The sequence below is a fragment of the Rubrobacter marinus genome (assembly GCF_011492965.1).
Lineage (GTDB): Bacteria > Actinomycetota > Rubrobacteria > Rubrobacterales > Rubrobacteraceae > Rubrobacter_F > Rubrobacter_F marinus.
The window spans coordinates 150,857-169,854 of the sequence record NZ_CP045122.1; the positions used below are offsets into that span (position 1 = coordinate 150,857).

The 18,998-nt window shown below is 69.6% G+C and carries 15 protein-coding genes and 1 pseudogene; 2 read left to right on the forward strand and 14 right to left on the reverse strand.

The features are described 5' to 3' along the window. Positions 1-42: 42 nt before the first annotated feature. On the reverse strand, positions 43-2,580 hold the full coding sequence (locus GBA65_RS21990; protein WP_166398765.1) for a heavy metal translocating P-type ATPase: 2,538 nt from the start codon (positions 2,578-2,580) through the stop codon (positions 43-45). Next, entirely contained in the window at positions 2,577-2,954 is a 378-nt protein-coding gene (locus GBA65_RS21995; RefSeq protein ID WP_166398766.1) for an ArsR/SmtB family transcription factor, read from the reverse strand. The genes GBA65_RS21990 and GBA65_RS21995 overlap by 4 nt, the downstream gene beginning before the upstream one ends. A gap of 555 nt (positions 2,955-3,509) precedes the next feature. Here GBA65_RS21995 and GBA65_RS22000 point away from each other — a divergent pair. Together GBA65_RS22000 and GBA65_RS22005 are read left to right on the forward strand one after the other, a co-directional pair. Further along, positions 3,510-4,556: pseudogene (locus GBA65_RS22000) on the forward strand (AlbA family DNA-binding domain-containing protein); the annotation flags it as partial. Beyond that, a complete protein-coding gene (locus tag GBA65_RS22005; protein WP_166398767.1) occupies positions 4,529-5,635 on the forward strand; it encodes a tyrosine-type recombinase/integrase in 1,107 nt (368 codons plus the stop codon). The pseudogene GBA65_RS22000 and the gene GBA65_RS22005, both read left to right, overlap by 28 nt. Positions 5,636-6,214: 579 nt before the next feature. Here GBA65_RS22005 and GBA65_RS22010 read toward each other — a convergent pair. From GBA65_RS22010 to GBA65_RS22065, 12 genes are all read right to left on the reverse strand, one after another. Next, the gene (locus GBA65_RS22010; protein ID WP_166398768.1) at positions 6,215-8,518 is read right to left on the reverse strand and encodes a vitamin B12-dependent ribonucleotide reductase; all 2,304 of its coding nucleotides are present in this window, start codon (positions 8,516-8,518) and stop codon (positions 6,215-6,217) included. A 15-nt stretch (positions 8,519-8,533) separates the two neighbouring features. After that, positions 8,534-9,361, reverse strand: a complete 828-nt coding sequence (locus GBA65_RS22015) for a hypothetical protein (RefSeq protein WP_166398769.1) — start codon at positions 9,359-9,361, stop codon at positions 8,534-8,536. 76 nt (positions 9,362-9,437) lie between these two features. Further along, the gene (locus tag GBA65_RS22020; RefSeq protein WP_166398770.1) at positions 9,438-10,529 is read right to left on the reverse strand and encodes a hypothetical protein; all 1,092 of its coding nucleotides are present in this window, start codon (positions 10,527-10,529) and stop codon (positions 9,438-9,440) included. After that, on the reverse strand, positions 10,522-12,579 hold the full coding sequence (locus tag GBA65_RS22025; protein WP_166398771.1) for a hypothetical protein: 2,058 nt from the start codon (positions 12,577-12,579) through the stop codon (positions 10,522-10,524). Before GBA65_RS22025 ends, GBA65_RS22020 begins: the two co-directional genes overlap by 8 nt. A gap of 148 nt (positions 12,580-12,727) precedes the next feature. Beyond that, entirely contained in the window at positions 12,728-13,393 is a 666-nt protein-coding gene (locus GBA65_RS22030) for a hypothetical protein (protein WP_166398772.1), read from the reverse strand. Positions 13,394-14,102: 709 nt separating this feature from the next. Continuing rightward, the gene (locus GBA65_RS22035) at positions 14,103-15,236 is read right to left on the reverse strand and encodes a protein kinase domain-containing protein (RefSeq protein WP_166398773.1); all 1,134 of its coding nucleotides are present in this window, start codon (positions 15,234-15,236) and stop codon (positions 14,103-14,105) included. Positions 15,237-15,608: 372 nt separating this feature from the next. After that, complete coding sequence (locus tag GBA65_RS22040) at positions 15,609-15,836, reverse strand: DUF4926 domain-containing protein (RefSeq protein ID WP_166398774.1); 228 nt, start codon at positions 15,834-15,836, stop codon at positions 15,609-15,611. Between the two features lie 3 nt (positions 15,837-15,839). Further along, positions 15,840-16,223 (reverse strand): DUF6883 domain-containing protein, encoded by a 384-nt coding sequence (locus GBA65_RS22045; protein ID WP_207956398.1) that lies wholly within the window; start codon positions 16,221-16,223, stop codon positions 15,840-15,842. 265 nt (positions 16,224-16,488) lie between these two features. Beyond that, positions 16,489-17,160 (reverse strand): hypothetical protein, encoded by a 672-nt coding sequence (locus GBA65_RS22050; protein WP_166398776.1) that lies wholly within the window; start codon positions 17,158-17,160, stop codon positions 16,489-16,491. An 84-nt stretch (positions 17,161-17,244) separates the two neighbouring features. Further along, the gene (locus tag GBA65_RS22055) at positions 17,245-17,667 is read right to left on the reverse strand and encodes a hypothetical protein (RefSeq protein WP_166398777.1); all 423 of its coding nucleotides are present in this window, start codon (positions 17,665-17,667) and stop codon (positions 17,245-17,247) included. Between the two features lie 8 nt (positions 17,668-17,675). Beyond that, positions 17,676-18,224, reverse strand: coding sequence for a crossover junction endodeoxyribonuclease RuvC (gene ruvC, locus GBA65_RS22060; protein ID WP_266096638.1), 549 nt, complete (start codon positions 18,222-18,224; stop codon positions 17,676-17,678). Between the two features lie 55 nt (positions 18,225-18,279). Beyond that, positions 18,280-18,693: a response regulator transcription factor gene (locus tag GBA65_RS22065; protein WP_166398778.1), complete on the reverse strand. Its 414-nt coding sequence runs from the start codon at positions 18,691-18,693 to the stop codon at positions 18,280-18,282. Between the last annotated feature and the right edge of the window lie 305 nt (positions 18,694-18,998).

The window sequence follows — 18,998 nt, forward strand, 5'->3', positions numbered from 1 at the left end:
CCTTCCGTCGCACCATCCGTACCGGAGCGGGCCTGACGGGCCCTACCTCCCGCGGCCGTCCTCGACCGCGACGCCGGTCCGTACCTCGCCGGCGCAGCAAGGGTCGTCGCAGGAGGAGGCGGCCGCTTCGGGGCGAGCGGCCGCCGGGTCGGCGGTCGCCGCGCTCTTCTTCGCGCGCCGCGGCGAGTCCGCGGCGCGGGCGCCTTTCCCCCGGAAGAGCCTCAGGCTGTTCGCGGTCACGCCGACGGAGGAGACGGCGTCCTCGAGCACCGCGAGCCACAGCGGCACCAGCCCGACGGGGGCGAGCACGGTGAAGATGCCGTTGAGGAGGATCGAGACGAAGATGTTCTGCTTTATGGTCCTGTCCGCGGAGCGCGAGAGCCTCACCGCCTCGGCGAGCTTGAGGAGGTCGTCGGACATGAGCGCCACGTCCGCGGCCTCCAGCGCCACGTCCGCGCCGGCCGCGCCCATGGCGAAGCTCACGTCGGCGGCGGCCAAAGCCGGGGCGTCGTTTATGCCGTCGCCGACCATGCCGACCGCGCGCTTCTTGCCGCTCGCACCCTCGCGGGCGACGGCCTCGCGCACCGCCTCGACCTTGTCCTCCGGCAACAGCCGCGCCCGGTAGTCGATGCCGAGCCTGCGGGCGATGCGTCGCGCGGGGGCCTCGGCGTCTCCGGTGAGCATGACGAGGTCCTCCACCCCGACCTCCCTCAGGGACCGCAGGGCGGCCTCGGCGTCGGGCCTTATGGAGTCGGCGAGGCCGAAGACGGCGATCGGCCCGTCCTTTGTGCCGAGGATCACCGGCGTCTGGCCGGCCTCTTCCACGTCCCCGAGCGCTGCGGCGGCGTCGTCGAGCGGCACGCCGCGCTCGTCGAAGAGGCGGGGGCTCCCGACGAGGAAGCGCTTACCCCCGATCTCGCCCTCCGCCCCCCGGCCCGCTATCGAGCGGAAACCCTTCACCTCCGGAAGCTCCCTGCCTTCGGCGGCGGAGAGGATGGCGTGCGCCAGCGGGTGCTCGGAGCGACGCTCCAGCGCCCCGGCGAGGCCGAGCGCCTCGGCCTCGCCGGCCTCGCCGACGGCGATCACGTGCTCCACCACGGGCCGTCCCTCGGTGAGGGTGCCGGTCTTGTCGAAGAAGAGGGTCTTCAGCCTGCCCGTCGCCTCCAGTGCCTCGCCGCCCTTGATGAGGACGCCGCGCCTGGAGGCAGCCCCGATCCCGGAGACCACCGAGACCGGCGTCGAGATCACCAGGGCGCACGGGCAGGCGACGATGAGGAGCACCAAAGCCCGGTAGAACCAGGTCGCGAACTCCCCCCCGAAGAGAAGCGGCGGCACGGCCGCGACGGCGACCGCGGCGGCGATCACCACGGGGGTGTAGATCCGGGAGAAGCGTTCAACGAACTGCTCGATCGGGGCCTTCGTGCCCTGAGCCTCCTCGACCATGCGCGTGATCTTCTGCAGCGTGGACTCCCCGGCCTCCCTGCTCACCCGCACCAGGAGGCCGCCGGAGCCGTTGAGGCTGCCGGAGAAGACCTCCTCGCCGATCCCCTTCTCCGCAGGGGTGCTCTCCCCGGTCACCGGCGACTCGTCGAGCGCCGAAGAACCCTCGACTACCTCCCCGTCCACCGCGACCCGCTCGCCGGGTCGCACGATCATGGTGTCCCCGACCCGCACCTCTTCCACTGCCAACAGGACCTCCCCGCCGTCCCTGCGCACCAGCACCTCGTCGGGGGCGAGGCGGGCCAGCGCCCGCACCGCGCCGCGGGTCCGGTCCACAGCGTAAACCTGCAGGGCGTTGCTCAGGGCGAAGAGGACCACGACCAGGGCCGCCTCGCCCCAGGCGCCGATAAGAGCGGCCCCGACGACCGCCACGCTCATCAGCACGTTGATGTCCGCGTTCCTCGCCCTTACCGAGGAGAGCGCCGCCCGGAAGATCGGCAATCCCCCGACCGCGATCGCGGCCGCATAGGCGCCGGAGCTGGCCCATCCCGGCAACCCGAGAAGCCACAGCACCGCGCCCAGCGCGAACAAGAGCCCGCCGGCGAGCGTTAACAGCACCCTCGGCTGTCGCCAGAAGGAGGCGTGCTCCGCCTCCCCGGGGCGCTCCACGCCGTAGCCCGCCTTCTCCACCGCCCTCTCTATCTCCGCGGGCTCCACGCCGGGGTCGTGCCGGGCGTCGAGGCGGCCTGCGGCGAAGTTGACGGTCGCCTTGTACACGCCCGGAAGCTGCCCGACCCTCTTCTCCACGGTCGCCGCGCAGCTCGCGCAGTCCATCCCGGTGACACGCACCACCGTGCGCTCGGCGTTCGTGCTTACGGGTCCGGCGTCGTCGCGCCGCGGCCCGAGCGGGACCACGACGGGAGCGGACGCGTCCCCGCCGGAGGGCGCGCAGCACCCGTCGGTGCAGCCGGAGCCGTCCTGGGGCCGCCGGGCCGGGGACTCGACCCGCGACGTGGTGCCTTCGGCGTTCTCACCGGCGGGAGCGCAGCATCCGTCAGTGCAGCCAGGGTCGACGGGTTGCTCGGGAGTCCCGTTCGGTCCCTGGTCCGGCTGGAAAACGGGGAGTTGCCTCTTCTTCACGCGCGGACCTCCGCGTCCCGCGAGACCCCCGCCGATTCCTCAAGCACGGCGGATAACAGCGAGCGCCCCGCGTCCGTCAGGGAGTACATCACCAGCTTGCCGTCCCTCCTCGAGCGGACTAGGCCGTGCGACCTCAAGACCCTGAGGTGATGGGACACAAGGTTCTGAGAACGCTCGGAGATCCAGGCCAGATCGCAAACGCAGAACTCCCCGCCCTCCCTCAGCGCGGCTGCCAACGTGAGCCGCGTCGGGTCGGCCAGGGCCCGAGCGCGCTCGGCGGCCCCCCGGGCGGTCTCCTCCTCGAGGAGCTTTTCGCGAATGCCCTCCGCGCGGGGAGCATCCAGGCAGAGAAGGTCGCAGTGATCGTTCGTCATATCAACACTCCAACATTCATTAGTATATTGTAGTCTAGTTTAGCAGGCCCTCGTGTCCTGCGCTCCCTCCACGGCGCGCGGAAGCTCGCGAAGTAGCCTAAGGGTTCGCCCTCCGCGAAGCGCGCCACGATCCCCGACTTCCTCAAGCACGCCACCTACGACGACAACACCCGCTGGCCCCGAGACTTCAACCTGAAGGACTACGGGGCCTGCTCGCCCAATAACGCGTGATCAAATTCCGAATAATGTTGCACTATTTGCGCCACCGGCGCGGTGAGTGACCCCCTGAGGGCCCCGAAAGCGGCTTCCCCTAGCCGAGTGCCCCTCTTGCGCTCGCGCAACATTATCACAATAATGTTGCATTGCTGTCGGAAGAAGGATCCGGGGCCGTGGGTAGGGGAGGAGGTGCACGTTTGTCGTTGAGGTTCGTACCGGTGGACGGGATCGAGGAGGGCCACCTCGTGGGCCTGGTCGAGGCCGGGTGGCCGAGGGGCGGGAGATCGACTACAAGCTTACGCTACCGGGGGGTCGGACGCGGACACGAGGGAGTTCCTCGCCGATGTCTCGTCGTTCGCCAACGCCGGCGGCGGCGACGTCGTCTTCGGGGTCGACGAAGCAGAGGGCACGCCCACCGGTGTACCGGGCCTCGACGAAGACCTCGACGCCGCCGTCCTGAGGCTGGAGGGCTCGATACGCGACGGCGTGGAGCCGCGCATCCAGGGCATCCGCTCGCGGGCGGTACCGCTCGCAGGCGGGAGGAGCGCGCTCGTGCTTCGGATCCCGAGGAGCTTCTCAAGGCCGCACGTCGTCGTCTTCAAGAACTGGTCCAGGTTCTTCACCCGGAGCTCGAACGGCAAGCACCAGATGGACGTCGACGAGGTGCGGGCCGCCTTCCTCGGCTCGGAGGCCATCGCGGAGCGGGTCCGGGCGTTCAGGGCCGACCGGCTCGGGCGCATAGTGTCGGGCGAGGGCTCGGCGACGCTCGAGGGAAGCGCGCGGGCGGTGCTGCACGTCGTGCCGCTCTCGGCCTTCGACTCGCCCCCGCCGTTCGTCGATCTCCAGACGGAGTACGCCCTGCGGCTGCTGCGGCCCCCCGGCCACGGCCGATCGCCCCGGTACAACTTCGACGGCCTCGTGAGCGAGGGGCGTTACCCTGGCAGGGGCATCGGAAGCTACGCCCAGCTCTTCCGGACCGGCGCCGTCGAGGCGGTCGATGCCACACCCTTCGACGACGAATACAACAGGTCGGTCATCGTCGCGCACCAGCTCGAGGAGACCACGGTCGAGGCGCTGAAGCGTTACCTCAGGCTCCAGCGCGAACTCGACGTTTCGTCCCCCGTCGTGGTGATGCTCGGCTTGGTGGGCGTGAGGGGCTACGAGATTCCGGACGGAGGCGGCACCTCGAGTTACATCCGCCCCGTGGACAGGGATGACCTCATCGTCCCCGAGGCCCTTCTGGAGGCCGGGCCGAGTTCGGGAGAAGGGGAGGTCGGGCTCGCGTTGAAGCGGATGTTCGACGCGGTGTGGAACGCCTGCGGCTACGCGGAGTCGCCCAACTTCTACGATGACGGGCGATGGACCCGGCACGCCCGGGGTTGGTAGCGGTGGGTTCGGGACCGATCCCGCCGGACCGCAGAGCGGGTCTCGCCGAGACCGGCCCCGAGGAGCGGGCGCGATACCTCGGCGAGGCGGTGGAGTTTTTTCTGTGGTCCAAGGGCGCCGGGGGCCGCAGCGATAAGACGCTGGCCGACTACCGCACCAAGCTCGAGGCCTTCAAGCGCTGGGCCGCCGACGGGGAGGGCGACGTCCCCCTACTATATATAGACGCCCGCAAGCTCGAGTCGTACCTCATCCACCTCAAGGAGCGCGGCGTGCCCCGGGCGGACGGCGGGGAGCCCAAGCCCCTCTCGGACTCCTCCCGCAAGGCCCACCTCGCGGTCCTGAGGAGCTTCTTCTCCCACCGCACCGCCCGCTTCGGCAGCGCCAACCCCGCAGCAGCCCTTAACGACGTGCGCTTCCGCAGGCGCGCCCCGAAGAGGACGTACCTCACGGAGAGGGAGGCCGGCCGCCTGCTCGCCGCCGCCGAGCGCGAGGCGAAGGAGGCAAAGGAGGCGGCGACGAGCGCCGGGGACGCGCGGGCGAGGCGCGCCGCCGAGGCGAGGCGCCTTCGGGCCTTGAGGGACCACGCGGCGATCTCGGCGATGCTGTACGCGGGCCTGAGGATCGAGGAGGCGGCCGGCCTCATGCGCAAGGACCTCCGCTTCGACGAGCGCGGGGACGACGAGGTCCTCGTCAGGGGCAAGGGCGGCAAGGAGCGGCGCGTGCCGATGCACCCCAAGCTTCGGGCGAGCCTCAAGCGGCTCGTCTCGGCGCTCGGACCCGAAGGCGCCGCGGGGGACGGGCCCCTATTTCGGAACGACCGCGGCGGCAGGATCACGGAGTCTTCGGTCAGGCGCAGGCTCTACCGCTACGTCAGGGAGTCCAGGCTGAGGAAGGACGACCTTACCCCCCACGACCTCAGGCGCACCTTCGCCACCTGGTACCTGGCCGAGAACCCCGAAGGGCTTCGCGACCTGGCCGAGCTCCTCGGCCACTCGGACCTCACGCAGGTGATGAAGTACGCCCTTTCCGACGAGAAGCGGGCCCGCGCCGGCGTCCGGAGGATAGGGGAGGGCGGCTGAGCGCGACCCCACCGGTCCCGTTGGAGTAAAGCTCGTGGGGGACGACCGAGTGCCGACGGTACGCTCCAAAGCCCGGCGCGGCCACCGCCTCCAGTGTAGCGCGGCCTTCAGTTACCCCGAGTGCAAGGGCGGACCGCGCGAACAAGTCGGTGAACGAAGGTTTCGGTTACCTGCCCGGGCGGTTGGGCTATTCATGAGTCACGAGTGCCAGCCTCGTGAACCTCAGCAAGTCCCCCTGGGCGGCTACGGGGGAGTCGGACGCAACGGGTACCACGGGGTTACGGTAACGGAACCGCTGCCAACTCCTACCTCGCTCCTGAGCGCTTCCGTGATCACGACCGTTCTGTTTTGCGGGTCAGCGGGTACGGCGCCCTGCGGTCGATCGGGTCCCTCGGTCCTTGCGAGACGTCGCAGTGGCCGGCGTCACCGCAACACCCTCCGTGTCCGAAGATGTAAAAGAACCCGCGTAACCCGACGCCCCTTCCTTCGGCGTCGGTGCGGCCTCCACGCCCGTTACAAGACCCGTCCGTGCAGCGGCCTGTCCGGGGCCGCGGGGTCCTCCCAGAGGCTCGCTGGCCATCACGAGCACTTCGAGTAGCCGCACGCGTTGCACTTCTGGCACCCCTCGAGGTGGGCGAGCTCGCCTCCGCAGTCCGGGCAGGCCCCGACGATGGGGAGCATCGGTTCCTCGGGGAGGGGTTCCTCCCCGGCGAAGAGGTAGTGCTCGGCGAAAGCCTTCGCCACCCCGTCGGGGACGGAGAGGACCGCGTTCGGGCCGAAGCCGGCCGGGTGCCCGTCCTGGATGCCGCGAAGTTGCTTGACGATCTCGGCCGGGGGGGCACCGTGGGTCTCGGCGAGGGAGATCATGCGCCCCAGGGCGTCCGAGAACGCCGACGCCGTCCCTCCGGGCTTGCCGAGGATCACGAAGCACTCCCTGGGGCCGAACTCGTCGTCGTTCATCGTCACGTACATTGGCCCGTGTCCCGTGCTCATCTTCTTCGTGACCCCGGTCAGGGTCGCGGGGCGACCGTTGCGCGCCTCGGCGAGCGTGGGCGCTGGGTTCGTCGTGGGAGTCGGCTCGGCGACGGACGAGCTTTCGCCTCTCATAGCGCCCGTGGAGAGAACCTGGGCGTCGCGGGAGCCGTCGCGGTAGACCGCAATCCCCTTGCAGCCCGTCTCGTAGGCAAGCTTGTAGGCGTCCTCGACGTCCGCCGGGGCGGCGTCGTGGGGCAGGTTGATCGTCTTGGAGATCCCCATCGAGGTGTGCTTCTGGAAGGCGGCTTGCATGCTCACGTGGAACTCGGGGCTTATGTCCTGGGCCGTGACCCAAACGCGGCGGACGTCCTCCGGGACGTCGGGGAAGGTGTTTTGATCCCGAACCGAGCCGTGCTTCGCCACCCCGTTCATCAGGTCCTCGGAGAAGAAGCCCCTCTCCTTGGCGACCCGGACGAACTCGGGGTTCACGTCGGGCATCTCCATACCGGCCTGGTGGCGCGTGAACGCGACGGCGAACAGGGGCTCGATGCCGCCCGAGCAGCCGGCGATGATGGAGATGGTCCCGGTCGGCGCGATCGTGGTGACGGTCGCGTTGCGCACCCGGTCGCCGCGTTCCTCGTGGAGGGAGCCCCGGAAGTGGGGCATCACACCGCGCTCCTCGGCGAGGGCCCGGCTCGCCTCCCACGCCTCGTCGTCGACGAACTTCATCACCCCTTCGGCGAACGCGATCCCTTCCTCGGAGTCGTAGGGGAGGCCGAGCTTTATGAGGACGTCGGCGAAGCCCATCACCCCGAGCCCGATACGCCTGTTCCCCTTGCTCATCTCCTCGATTTCGGGCAGGGGGTAGCGGTTCACCTCCACGACGTCGTCCAGAAAACGCACGGCCACCCGGACGGCGTCCGCGAGGGAGTCCCAGTAGACGATCGGTCGTCCGGTCTCGTCCCCGCCGACGAAGCGCTCGAGGTTGATGGAGCCGAGGTTGCACGAGTCGTAGGCGGGGAGGTGGGCCTCGCTGCAAGGATTCGTGCTTTCTATTTCACACTGCGGCGTCGGGTTGTGGTCGTTGATCCTGTCTATGAACACCACGCCCGGTTCGCCGTTGCGGTGCGCCCCCTCGACGATCTTCGCGAAGAGGTCGCGGGCGCGGATGGTCCTGGCAACCTCGCCGTTCCTGGGGTTGACGAGGTCGAAGTCCCCATCGACCTCGACGGCCTCCATGAAGGCGTCGGTGATCGCGACGGAGATGTTGAAGTTGTTGACCTTGTCGTTGTCGTTCTTGCAGGTGATGAACTCCTCGATGTCCGGGTGGTCCACCCTGAGGATGCCCATGTTCGCCCCGCGACGGGTTCCGCCCTGCTTTACGTGCTCGGTCGAGGAGTCGAAGACGGCCATAAAGGAGACCGGCCCGCTCGATACGCCCATCGTGCTCTTCACGAAGTCGTTCTTGGGCCTGAGGCGCGAGAACCCGAAGCCCGTGCCGCCGCCGGACTTGTGGATGACGGCCTGGTGCTTGAGGGTGTCGTAGATGCCGTCGATGGAGTCCTCGACCGGCAGGACGAAGCACGCAGAGAGCTGCTGGAGCTCGCGCCCGGCGTTCATGAGGGTCGGCGAGTTCGGCATGAACTTCCGGGACGTCATGAGCTCCAGGAAGCGCACGCGCCAGTACGCGACGCGGGTCTCCCGGTCCGTCTCCGTGGCGCCGTCGCCCAGGGGATGCGGGAATAGGCGTTCGGCCTCGGCGATGTTCGACGCGACGCGCCGGAACATGTCGATGGGCTCCTCGATCGGCTCGCCCCTCTCGTTCTTTTTGAGGTAACGCTTCCTGAGGACGGCGAGCGCGTTCTCGCTGAGGTCCGGATGCGTGACGTTGCGTTTGCTCGTATCCATCGGCGTCCTTTCGATTCAGTCAAGGTCGTCGTTCCGGGGGGCGCCGCCACTGCGGGGGCCTCCGTGAAAGGAGGGGTCCCCGCGGCCGCCGGGATCGGGTACGTGCTTCGCGCGCTCGCGGAGACGACGCCGCATGAACACGCCCGGGCAGCAAAAGCCGTGCAGGGAGACGGGGAGGTAGACCAACAGACCGACGGCGAGCATCAGGTAGGCCGCCGACGCCACCAGCGGGAGCACGTACTGGGCGAAGAGCGATCCGAGCGATGCCGGCGGAGCAGACTGCGCGAGGGCGTGAGCCCCGCCAGGGGAGACCAACGCCACCACGAGACAGGCCATCGACCGCTTGAGGTCGATGAGTAGGCGTTCACCCAAGTAGACCGCGTACCCGACGACCTCAGGAGGAGACAGGTTTTTCGGTGCGTCCCTGGCCGCCCGCCAAGGCGCTTCCCACAACTTGCGGGAGGAGTTGCGCCCGTGCAGGGTGATGCCGGTTCTTGGGTTCAGGGCGTTGCGGATCCAGAGCCGCTCCTGCATCCCCTCCTCGGACAGGCAGGAGAACAGCTCCTGACGCTCGGCTTCGAGGTCGGAGAGCTCGGCTTCGATGCCTTCGGCCGTGGCGTCCGTCAGGGATCGCACCTCTTCGAGGAGGCTCGATCGGCGTTCGGTCTCCGCGGGGGGCGAGACAGGGGCCATGAGCTCCCGCTTCAGGTCCGCCTCGGCGCGGTAGTGATCCTGGCGCAGACGCGCCAGCAGGCGCTCCCTTTCTTCCAATCGGCCGAGCCGACGCATCAGGACCGCCAACCTCTGGGCGTCGACCATCGCGCTGCTACGCTCCAGGCTCAACGCACGTCCTCATCACCGATGTTGCCGCCGGTGTGCTCGGTGCGTTCCACTACAGCGTCCGGGTCCTTGACCACCGTCATCGAGTTGATCTTTCCTCGCTCGGCCCTGCGTTTGCTGGGGCCGCCAGCATGGCCTCGGTGATCTCGCCCAGGGACGGCGGCTTCCGTTCACCGTCCCTTATAAGGCCGAGTTGAGCACGGGCGGCGGCCTCTTCGGCGAGGCGGCGCTCGGCCTCCGAGACGAACCCCCAGGCGCCGAGCAGATACTCCCTCGCGAGCGGGAGAGCGAACAGGACAACCGCAAAGATTGCCGCGGTGACCGCGACCGCCGCGTGTTGCGGCAAGGGCGGCAAGGCCGCTGCGAGGCAGTAGGCCGCGAACGGCACGCCGACAAGCAAGAGCACCTGCCGGTTTCGCCGGTGCGCGCGCTCGAGGAGCGGAGCGCGCCGCAACGTCTCGCGCGGGTCCTCGCCCGGGGGCGCGTCCTTGACCCACCCCCACGGACCTTCGTGCAGGGCGTAGGAGGGGGGCACCTCTCCGTCCCATTGCAAGTAGACGGCGCGCCCGTCGTCGTTCACCCACCTACCCTCGAAGAAACCGGTCTGCGCCATCCGGTGGAGCAGGTCGCTCCTTTCCCGCGTGAAACCCTCGATCCTCTCCTCCGCGTCGGCGATCTTGTCGCCGGAGACGGCGAGGAATGCTTCGGCATCGAGCGCGGTGGCCCTGGCCTCCTCGGGGGATCCGGCCGGGCTTCTCGCCGCGCTGACCGCCGCGCTCTCGCGGTCCTTGATGCGAGAGACGAACCGCAGGTTGGCGTCGCGCTGTTCGTCCAGGTAGCGGAGCCGGGCCAGCAGCGAGCGTTGGCCGGCGTGGCCGTCTCCTTCGTCCGGTGCGGCTGCCGGTTCCGGGGGCTCGCCGCGGTTTTCGCCTGCGGGCGCCGCACCGTGGGGCGATTGCGCCTTTGCGCGGCGGTCGAGGGCGCGAACCTCCTCGTCGCGGGGGGCATCTTTCCCCTTCACGCTGAGGCACTCGAACGGACGGCGCCGGGCTCGGGGCGTGTTCTGATCCCGATCATCTTCCTCCTGGTCCCGTCTGGTGGGCGGCGTGAGGTCCTGCGCTTCGGGCAGGGGACCTCGCGCCGCGGCATCGGAGCGTTCCGTGTTAGTCATCGTGGTCCTCCTCCGCCGAAGCCCCGCGTAACCTTTCGAGTTCGCCGAGGCGCCACCTGATCTCGAAGGAGTCGAGATCCCTCCGGTCCTCGCGGTCGACGTGGTGCAAGACGCCCCGGAGGAGCTCACGCTCCCGCTCCACGCTCGCCAGCAACGCGACGAGCGCGGCCGGATCGTCCGTCAGCGCTCGCAGGGTCTCGTCGTGCCTGAGCCGCTCTTCGTCGAGCTGCATCGCCAGGACGTCCTTGCGTACCCCGGGGATGCGCCCGTCGGCGAGCCTCCTCGACAGCCTCGCCATCCGGTTGGTGGTCCGGGCGAAGCCGTCCGCCCTGAGGAGCATGTGCTCCGCCACCTCGCGGGAGGGCAGGGTCGCGGCGAGGCCCGCGAGCGGCACGTGCGCGACCCCCGCGCCGTCCGGCGGGGAGAGGAGGGCCGCGAGGCCGTGTCCTTCTTCGTGGCGGGCCCAACTCGGGGTGATCGGCCTTGACGACCACGGCCAGCGATTGTCGCGCAGCTCGAACGGGTAGCCGCGGGGGTCGGCGAGCTCGACTCTGGGGGCGCAGAGCACCCCGCGCTCCGCGAACTCGCCCTCCATCCTGCCGGCGAGCGCACACGCCTCCCGGAACACCGAGAAGGTGACGTCGCCGGTCAAGAGGTCGACGCCCTCCGTCGAGCCCGGCGCCCTGCCCCAGGCCAGGGAGGGCGGGTAAGCGTCGCGCAGGCCCCCGTGATAGGCGTAGAAGTCCTCGCTCTCCACGTCCTCGTGGAAGTTCATCCGCACCCTGTAGCAGCCGGCCGGTTGCAGGCGCCACCGCGCCCGTACCCTGCGCTCGTAAGGACCGAGCCCGGGGAACGCGCGGAGCCACGCGCGTACCGGTCCTTGGGGGTCGTCGCGCAGGGCTCGGGCGGCGACGAGCACCCACGGCACCCACCGCGTAAGGAGGCCCTCGCCGTCGGCGGACCTCAGGGGCGCCTCCGAAAGCCAGGCGGAGATCGCGGCCGGGCCCGCCCGCCGACTCCCGCTCCCGCCCCGGGCGTCTCCCTCTTCGGCGGTCGCGGCGTAGCTGGCGACGTAACGCCGGTGGGGGAAGCTCTCCGGCACGTCGAGGACGAAGGCGCCGAAGATCCCCGCCCTGGGGTCCCTGCCCGGCGCGTCCTCCGGCCCGCCGAAGACGCAGGCAGTGGCGGCGGGGTCCATCCCGGGCAGGTCGTCGCCGGCGACCCTGCACGGATCGTTGGTGGGCGAGGGGGAGAAGGCGAGCTTGCGCGTCTCGTGCTCGAGGCCGTCGAGCAGCGCGCCCTCGTAGTCCTCGGGATCGCCGATCGCAAGGACGCCGGCGAGGAGGTGTCGCGGCGAAAGGTCGCGCGGGGCGACGTCGGGCGGCACCTCCTCCTGCAGAGATCGTGGGTCGACGGGGCCTCCGCCTGATCGTGGGTCGACGGGGCCTCCGCCTGCTCGAGCGCGACCGCACGGCCGGAGGGGCGGCCGCCCCTCCGGCCCATCGCTTCCCGAAGCGGACGAGGGGGTGGGCGGGTTGTGGTCGGCGACCGCGAGGTTGAGGCGCTCCACGAAGTCCTGAAGTCGCCTCCTCCTCGGGCCGGCGGCGACGAAGCGGGCGCGGACGATGCTGGTGTCGAGCTTGTCTGGGACCGGTAGGTCCACCTCGACGCGCACGACGAACGCGCTCCTGAAAACGGCGACGGCGAGCAGCGCAAGCGGCAGCGCCGCAAAGAGGGAGACGGGGTACCCTTCGAGGACCAGGACCATGGCAGAGGCGAGGCAGAGGGTCCGAAAGAGGAGACGGCGCGCGAAGCCCGGCGGGCACGCCCTGCGGCAGTAGACCGTCATACCGGGCGCGTAGTAGAAGCTGGCTTGCCCGTCTCGCCCGTAGTCCACGACGAGCCTGCGGTCCGTGGCCGTCATGCTCTTGACGCCCCCACCGAGCAGCCCGCCGACGACCCACCTCAAGGGCGGCCAACTCTCCCCACGCCCAGAGCCGGCGGAGACGACGTCGTAGGTTGCCAGCGTCTTCTCGTTCTCGTGGGTCAACAAGGAGCACCTCCCGCGAGGCCGCGTGGTAGTAGAGACCGGATCCATGGTTCGGAGACGCTGGTCCTTCCCCCGGCGCGCCGCGCCGGCGCCAGGGACGGGGGGCGGGCCGCGACGGCGGGGCGCGCGCAGAGCCTTACTGCTGCCATCACGCCCCCGCCTGACCCGCCGCGTCGGTCGAGGGGTCGCCGGAGGCGGCCTCGCGAATCGCCCGGCGGAACGAGTCGAGCATCTCCTCGCGGGCGGCGGGCTCGGATCCGTCGAGGACCACGTTGCCGTGGGGCTGGACGGTGATCTCCTGGTAGCCCCGTCCCTCGTTGTACATGGTCGAGAAGAGGTACTCTTTTCCGGGCTCCAGCGGCCTGTCGGCGTAGGCGCGCTCGGCGATCATGCCGACGATCGGGTACTCCTTGCCGTCCATGGTGCCGCCGAACTGGCCCACGGTGAGGCTCGTGCCCTTCTCGGCGGGCTGCGCGCCCCCGCTCTTGAGGGGCTCGACGACCGTGACGGCGAACCGCGTCATCGGTTTGCCCCGGTTGCCGGGGCGCGAGCTCGTGTTCTTGACGACCTCCAGGCCGACGACCTGGCCGACCTCGCCGACGAAGACGTTGTCGGAGGCCGCGGCCACGTCCTTCGGGGCGGTCGAGGGCACCCCGTAGTCGACCTTGAGGGGTTCGACCCGTTCGTTGATCTCGTTGCCCGCGTCGGCGCTATCGCCGGCCGGAGGCGCTGCGACGAAGACGTAGATGAGCGCCACGCCCCATACGGACAGGGCCAGCGCGACGAAGAGCAGGATCCTTTTGCCGCGGGACACGGCGGCGGATGTTCTCATGGGCGTGCGGAATTGGCGGACCGCCCCCGCCTTCGGTTCCCCTCAGAGCCGAGTAGGCGTTACTTACGGCGGCCTGGTCAGATCGTGGCCCAGGGGAATTATATCTGGGAGCGGTAAGGGCTGTCCAGACGGCTGCCGGGCGAAGGCCCGCCCTCCGGTTCTCGCGCTCTCGGACCCCGGCGCTACCCCGTCCGGCGGAGATCAGCCGCGCCTGCCCCCGGCGGGGGCCCCGTCGTCGCCGTCCCTACCGGGGCTGGCGTCCTGGCGGGAAGCAGGCGGGGATGGATTCGCCGCAGGCGGTTGCGCCCGGGCGGGCGGAGCGGCTTCGGGTGCTTGACGTTGTGCGGGCGGGGCAGGGCGCGGGTTCGGGGCTTACCTTGCGCGGGGGATGCCGGTTCGGGGGCCGGTTCGGCGACCTCCCTCGGGGCGTGGCCGGCTCGGGTCGCGCGTCCGGCGCGGGGGCCGGTGGCGAAACCGGGGTGGGGACGGGGTAGGGGTCGCAGGACGCGGTGGGGGCGCGGGGGCCGCTTGTTCGGGAGCGTCCTCGGAATACTGGGACGCGATCGACGGGTCGGCCACGGGAGGCTCCTGAGCGACGACCGGGGGACGCTCGACCGGCGGCTCTGGCTCTTCGGTCGAGGGGACCGGCGAAGCCGGTCGGGGTCTAGCCGGTTCGGGTTCCGTCGTCGCGCTATCGACCCGGGGTGCGGGCAACGGCTCCGGCGGTTCGGGCGACGGGGCGTGCAGTGGCGCGGTCGCCCTGGGCGCGGGGCCTTCGGAGGACGATGCGGTGCCCGCCAGAGCCCGAGAGGGTCTCCGCCGACGAGGGTAAGGGCGGGCAGGGCAAACGCGGAGACGAGCGCGGACGCCGCGACGATGGCCTTGGCCCGGCTGGGGCGGGGCCGCGCGGCGGGGGTCGGCTCGGACGGGCCGCCGCGGAGGCGGGCGGGAGGAAGACGCCGTCGAACTCCTCGACGAGGTCTTGCGCGCTTGCGGGCCGGTGATCCGGGTCCTTGGAGAGCAGGCGGAGGGCGAGGTCGGCGAGGGGCAGGGGCACGCGCGGGTTGAGCACCTTCGGGGAGGGCGGGAGCTCCGACACGTGCTTTAGGGCGACCGCGACGGGGTTCTCGGCCTCGAAGGGCACCGTGCCGGTGAGCATTTCGTAGAGGACTACGCCCAAAGAATACAGGTCGCTCGCCGGCTCGACCGGTCTGCCGCTTGCCTGCTCGGGCGACAGGTAACGGACGGTGCCGAGCACGACGTTGGTTCGGGTCGCCGCCACGGTGACCGCGTGGGCCTCGGCGGCCTTCGCGATGCCGAAGTCGACGACCTTGACCCCGCGCGGCGGCGCGCCGGCGAGGAGGATGTTCTGGGGCTTTATGTCCCGGTGGATCACGCCTTTGGAGTGGGCGTCGTCGAGGGCGAGCGCGACGCCCCGGGCTATGGCGACCGCCTCGCGAGGGGGGAGCGGGCCTCCTTCTTCGCGCAGCCGGGCGGCCAGGGTAATGCCGGGGACGTACTCCATGGAGATGTAGGGACCCCGTTCGGGATCTCGGCCGGCGTCGTAGGTCTCCACGATGTTGGGGTGCGAGAGCCGCGCGGAGTTCTGCGCCTCCGCCCTGAAGCGGCGGAAGATCTCTTCGGTCTGGGCGCGTTTTCCGGCGGCGGAGACGACGTCGCCCCGTAGGAGCTTGATGGCGACGGGCCGCTCCAGGACGCGGTCGCGGGCGAGGTAGACACTTCCCATCCCGCCCGAGCCTAAGCGACGGACGACGTCGTAGCGGCCGTCGATCAGAAGGCGCGCGCTTCCTTGCATGTCCGGCATTGTACCCTCCTGGCCCGTCGACGGGTTTTTCGGGGTGGTCGCGTCGTCGGGATGCTATCCGTGGGTCCGAACCTCTTGCTGCGTGCTCTGTTGCCCCGGAGGTGGGCTTGGTAGTCGGAGGATGGGGTGAACGGATACCAGCGGCGGGCGTACGAAGTGCGGGGAACGGTTCGATGACGATGCGCCCCAACCGTCTCGACTACCTTAGCGATCCGTCTCACGATAACCGGGGGTTTTCGCGGGTACATCGTGGCAACACGGAACGGTCGAGGGTTCTCGATGCCAAGAGCTGGCGGTTTGCCATGCACCTCGTGCGGGTCGAGCGGCCGTAGCGTTCCGCCCACGGAGTGGACGTGCGGGCCGCGCCTTCTCTTAGGCCGGTTCGGGGAGGACCCGGAGTAAGCGGCTCAGATCCGGGGAGTAGACGACGAGCGCCTTGGTCTGTCCCTCGTCGTCGGCGTACTCCACCATCACCGCCGGCTTCGGGCGCTCGAAGGTTTGCACCACTACGCCCGCATCTCCGGCGCGTACCGCGACCTGCTCGATGTCCGCGGGGGCGCGTACTTCGTCCAGGTCCGTATAGGCTGTCGTGCGGCTCATGGCTCAGATTCTACCCTCTCGTTCCCAACGCCTCCACTGCGTGGTCTTTACGTAGAGCGTGGTGAGCCTCCGAAAATCCTCTCCGTACAGGTAGATCCAGCCCGTTCTCGCGGGGGCGGCCTTGCCTGCCGGGCCGTCGATCACGATGTCCACGTAGTAGACGCGCCCCCACTCGGTACTTTCCCTGAAGGTCGCCGGATGGACTGGCAACGCTTCTACGATCTCGGCCCGAAGCTCACGCCAGTTGCCGCGCTCTTCGCTGAAACCCAGCGTAGCGAACGGGTGGTGCTTGGTGGGGTGGCGCAGAGGGTAGCGGACCTTCCCTTCGGGGAGGAGGGCCGCCTCGTAATTCGGTAAAGACCTCGGGTGGGGTTCGCCGGTTCCCATCCGCGCCACTATAGCCGAACCTTGCCTCCCGTCCGTCAAGCTACGAGGCGTCGATCCGGGGAGCGGGAGGTACCCGGGTCGGAGACTCAGGGCCTTTGCAAAGTCCCTGGGACGAGCTGCAACTTCGCTCTAATCCACGATAAGAATTTCCGAGTTACGATGGGACGCGACAGTAACCATGTAGGATCGAGCGAACGTTGCCGCGGGCCGCGGTTGACAACCCTATTCGTTGCCGGTGAAGGACTTTATTTTGTAGTTAAGAACTTTATTCTCCGCTGGCGGCTTCTCGGCCCTCGGCGGGGGTGAGACGGTCGATCCACAAATCCGCTTCTTCGCGAGTCAAAGCGGTCAACGACTTGCCGATGCGCCCCTCGAGGCGAGCTACCCCGTTCTCGCCCCTGAGCTCCTCGGCGAGGGTGCGCAAGAGGTCGACCTGGGACTTCCTGGCCTTCTGCTTCGTGCCCTTCTTCTCCGAGGGGGCTTGCTGTTCGTCGTTCGGAGGCAAGCCGTTGGCCGCGGCATTCGGTACGGCCTGAACGGAGCTGTTGGTCCGACTCTGGCTACGGCTCGATTCCTGGGCGACGGGTGGGGAGGGCACGTCGTCGCCGTCCGACATCTCCTCCAGGGAGGCGACGCCCACGTTCACGGCGTCCCGTAAGGCGCGTGCCTTCGCCCGCGTCTCCGCCATCCTTATGGTGTGCTGAGCGATCATCCTTCCGACGTTGTCGGGGCTGGCGTCCCCGATGCCGGAGAAGGCCTTGCCGTCCTCCATCTCGACCGTCGCCTTCACGATCGCTACTTGTCCGTTCTCCGGAGTGGGGACCTGGACGAGGTCGGTGTCTATGGCCTTCAGGCCGCGGGCGTGGGCCTCGTCGAGTAGGCCTGCGAACAGCACGAATTGCTTACCCTGGCGTGTGATCATGAACTCGTCGCGCATGCTCTCCCTTTCGTTTGGAGGGATTGTACGGGCCGCGGGCGGCCTTTCACCCCTTCAGGGGGGCCGACCGCGCGCGTCGGGGCGCTAGACCCTGTGCCCGACGAGGCTTTCCACGGCGGCGCGGTCGAGGTGGCTTAAAGAGGGCTCCCCGAGCGTCCCGTAAGAAACGCCGGCCCGCTTTTGGGCGCGGACCTCGTGGTGGGAGAAGGCGACGAGGGCGAATTCGTCCCGGTCCTCCCGGGCGTCCCTGCCGCCGCGATCGTAGTGCTCGACGAAGACCGGGCTCGGCCCGCCCCACCGCGTCAGGGCGAACAGCGAGATCACCTCGGCGGCCACCAGCGGAGCGGCGTTCGTGACGCTCGCCCCGGGGTTGTCCGCGAGCCTGGAGAGGATCACCACGGGGGCGTCGCGGGCCGAGTCGTCGGGCTCGTAGATCCGGACGCGGCATTTCGATCGCGAGCCGTTCGGACCACGGTAGGGGAGGACCACGTCGGCGGCGAGATGCACGGGGCGGCCTAACGTGACCCGGGCCGGGAGGAGGGCGTCCGTGGCGGCCGCGCTGCGGCGTCGCTGGCGGCTTCTTGCGAGCGTGCTCCTCCCATCCTGACCGTGAAGGCGTGGCAGATGGCGATGGCGAGGCCGTCGGCGGCGTCGTCGGGACGCGGTATGTCCGGCAGCTTCAGGAGCGCCTTGACCATCTCCTGGACCTGGCGCTTGTCGGCGCGGCCGTACGAGGTGATGGCCTGCTTGACCTGAAGCGGCGTGTACTCGGCTACCTCTATCCCGGCGCGGTAGGCCGCGAGGATCGCCACCCCCCGCGCCTGCCCGACGCTGATCCCCGTGGTGACGTTGGTGTTGAAGAAAAGCTCCTCCACGGCGACGGCCTGGGGCGCGTACCCTTCGACGAGCTCCGTCACCCCGTCGAAGAGGCGCCCCAGCCTCCTCGGCATGGGCCACGTCGAAGGGGTGGTGATGGCCCCGTGCTGGACGTAGCGCAGGCGTATGCCCTCCTGACGGATCACGCCCCAGCCCATCGTCGCCGTCCCGGGGTCTATCCCCAGGATCGTTCTTCCGATGTTGGTATTCGGTGAGCGCAAAGAGGTCCTCCGTCGGACGTGGTCAAGTTGCCGAGTCGATCCTCGTCCCAACGATGGCGTTGGCCAGCTCGGCGACGTCCCGGCTGGCCTCGACCGCCGCCGCGTCCGCGCCCGAGTCCTTACGAATCTGCTCGATGTCGGCCCTCATGAAATCCTCCTCGTCCGCGAAGAGCACCACCCTCCCGACCCCCGCCAGGCGAAGGGCCAGGACGAGCGAGGCGGGCGAGCACCCGTCCCCGGCCGCCTCGCCGATCGCGGGGTCCACCACCGCGACGTCGGGGCCGAGCTCGGAGGCCAGCCGCAGGGCTCCGTCGCCCGTACGGGCCTCTCCTACGACCTTGACCGGCACCGAAGGCCTCCACCGGTCGGGGTGCTCGCCTTGGAGGAGCTCCTTCAGGCCGTAGCGCCTTACGGGTTGGGAGTCCGCAAGGAGCACGGTGAGGGGGAGCTCCCGAGTGTCCGGGCCGTTCAACGCGGCCGTTGGAGGCACAGGACCACCACGGACCGAGGTGGTCCCGTGCCCTGCGTCGGGTTCCCGATGATCGTTCTTCCTCCCTCTGTTGCGCGCCGTATGTCCGGCCCTTTCGTTCGATGGTAACGGAAACGGGCTCGCTTCCGCGGCGAGCGACAATCGAAAGCCTCGCGGCGGGGTGGGCCGTGCAAGCACGGCGCCTTCCGGGCTTTAGAAGGGAAGGAGGGCGTGAGGGTGCCGGCGCCCTCCGGGCGGCGTCCGACGGGGGT

Bases quoted from the DNA above. Each gene is read 5' to 3' on its own strand.
- GBA65_RS21995 (WP_166398766.1), bottom strand. From the start codon at position 2,954: ATGACGAACGATCACTGCGACCTTCTCTGCCTGGATGCTCCCCGCGCG.
- GBA65_RS22005 (WP_166398767.1), top strand. From the start codon at position 4,529: ATGGACCCGGCACGCCCGGGGTTGGTAGCGGTGGGTTCGGGACCGATC.
- GBA65_RS22010 (WP_166398768.1), bottom strand. From the start codon at position 8,518: ATGGATACGAGCAAACGCAACGTCACGCATCCGGACCTCAGCGAGAAC.
- GBA65_RS22020 (WP_166398770.1), bottom strand. From the start codon at position 10,529: ATGACTAACACGGAACGCTCCGATGCCGCGGCGCGAGGTCCCCTGCCC.
- GBA65_RS22035 (WP_166398773.1), bottom strand. From the start codon at position 15,236: ATGCCGGACATGCAAGGAAGCGCGCGCCTTCTGATCGACGGCCGCTAC.
- GBA65_RS22040 (WP_166398774.1), bottom strand. From the start codon at position 15,836: ATGAGCCGCACGACAGCCTATACGGACCTGGACGAAGTACGCGCCCCC.
- GBA65_RS22045 (WP_207956398.1), bottom strand. From the start codon at position 16,223: ATGGGAACCGGCGAACCCCACCCGAGGTCTTTACCGAATTACGAGGCG.
- GBA65_RS22050 (WP_166398776.1), bottom strand. From the start codon at position 17,160: ATGCGCGACGAGTTCATGATCACACGCCAGGGTAAGCAATTCGTGCTG.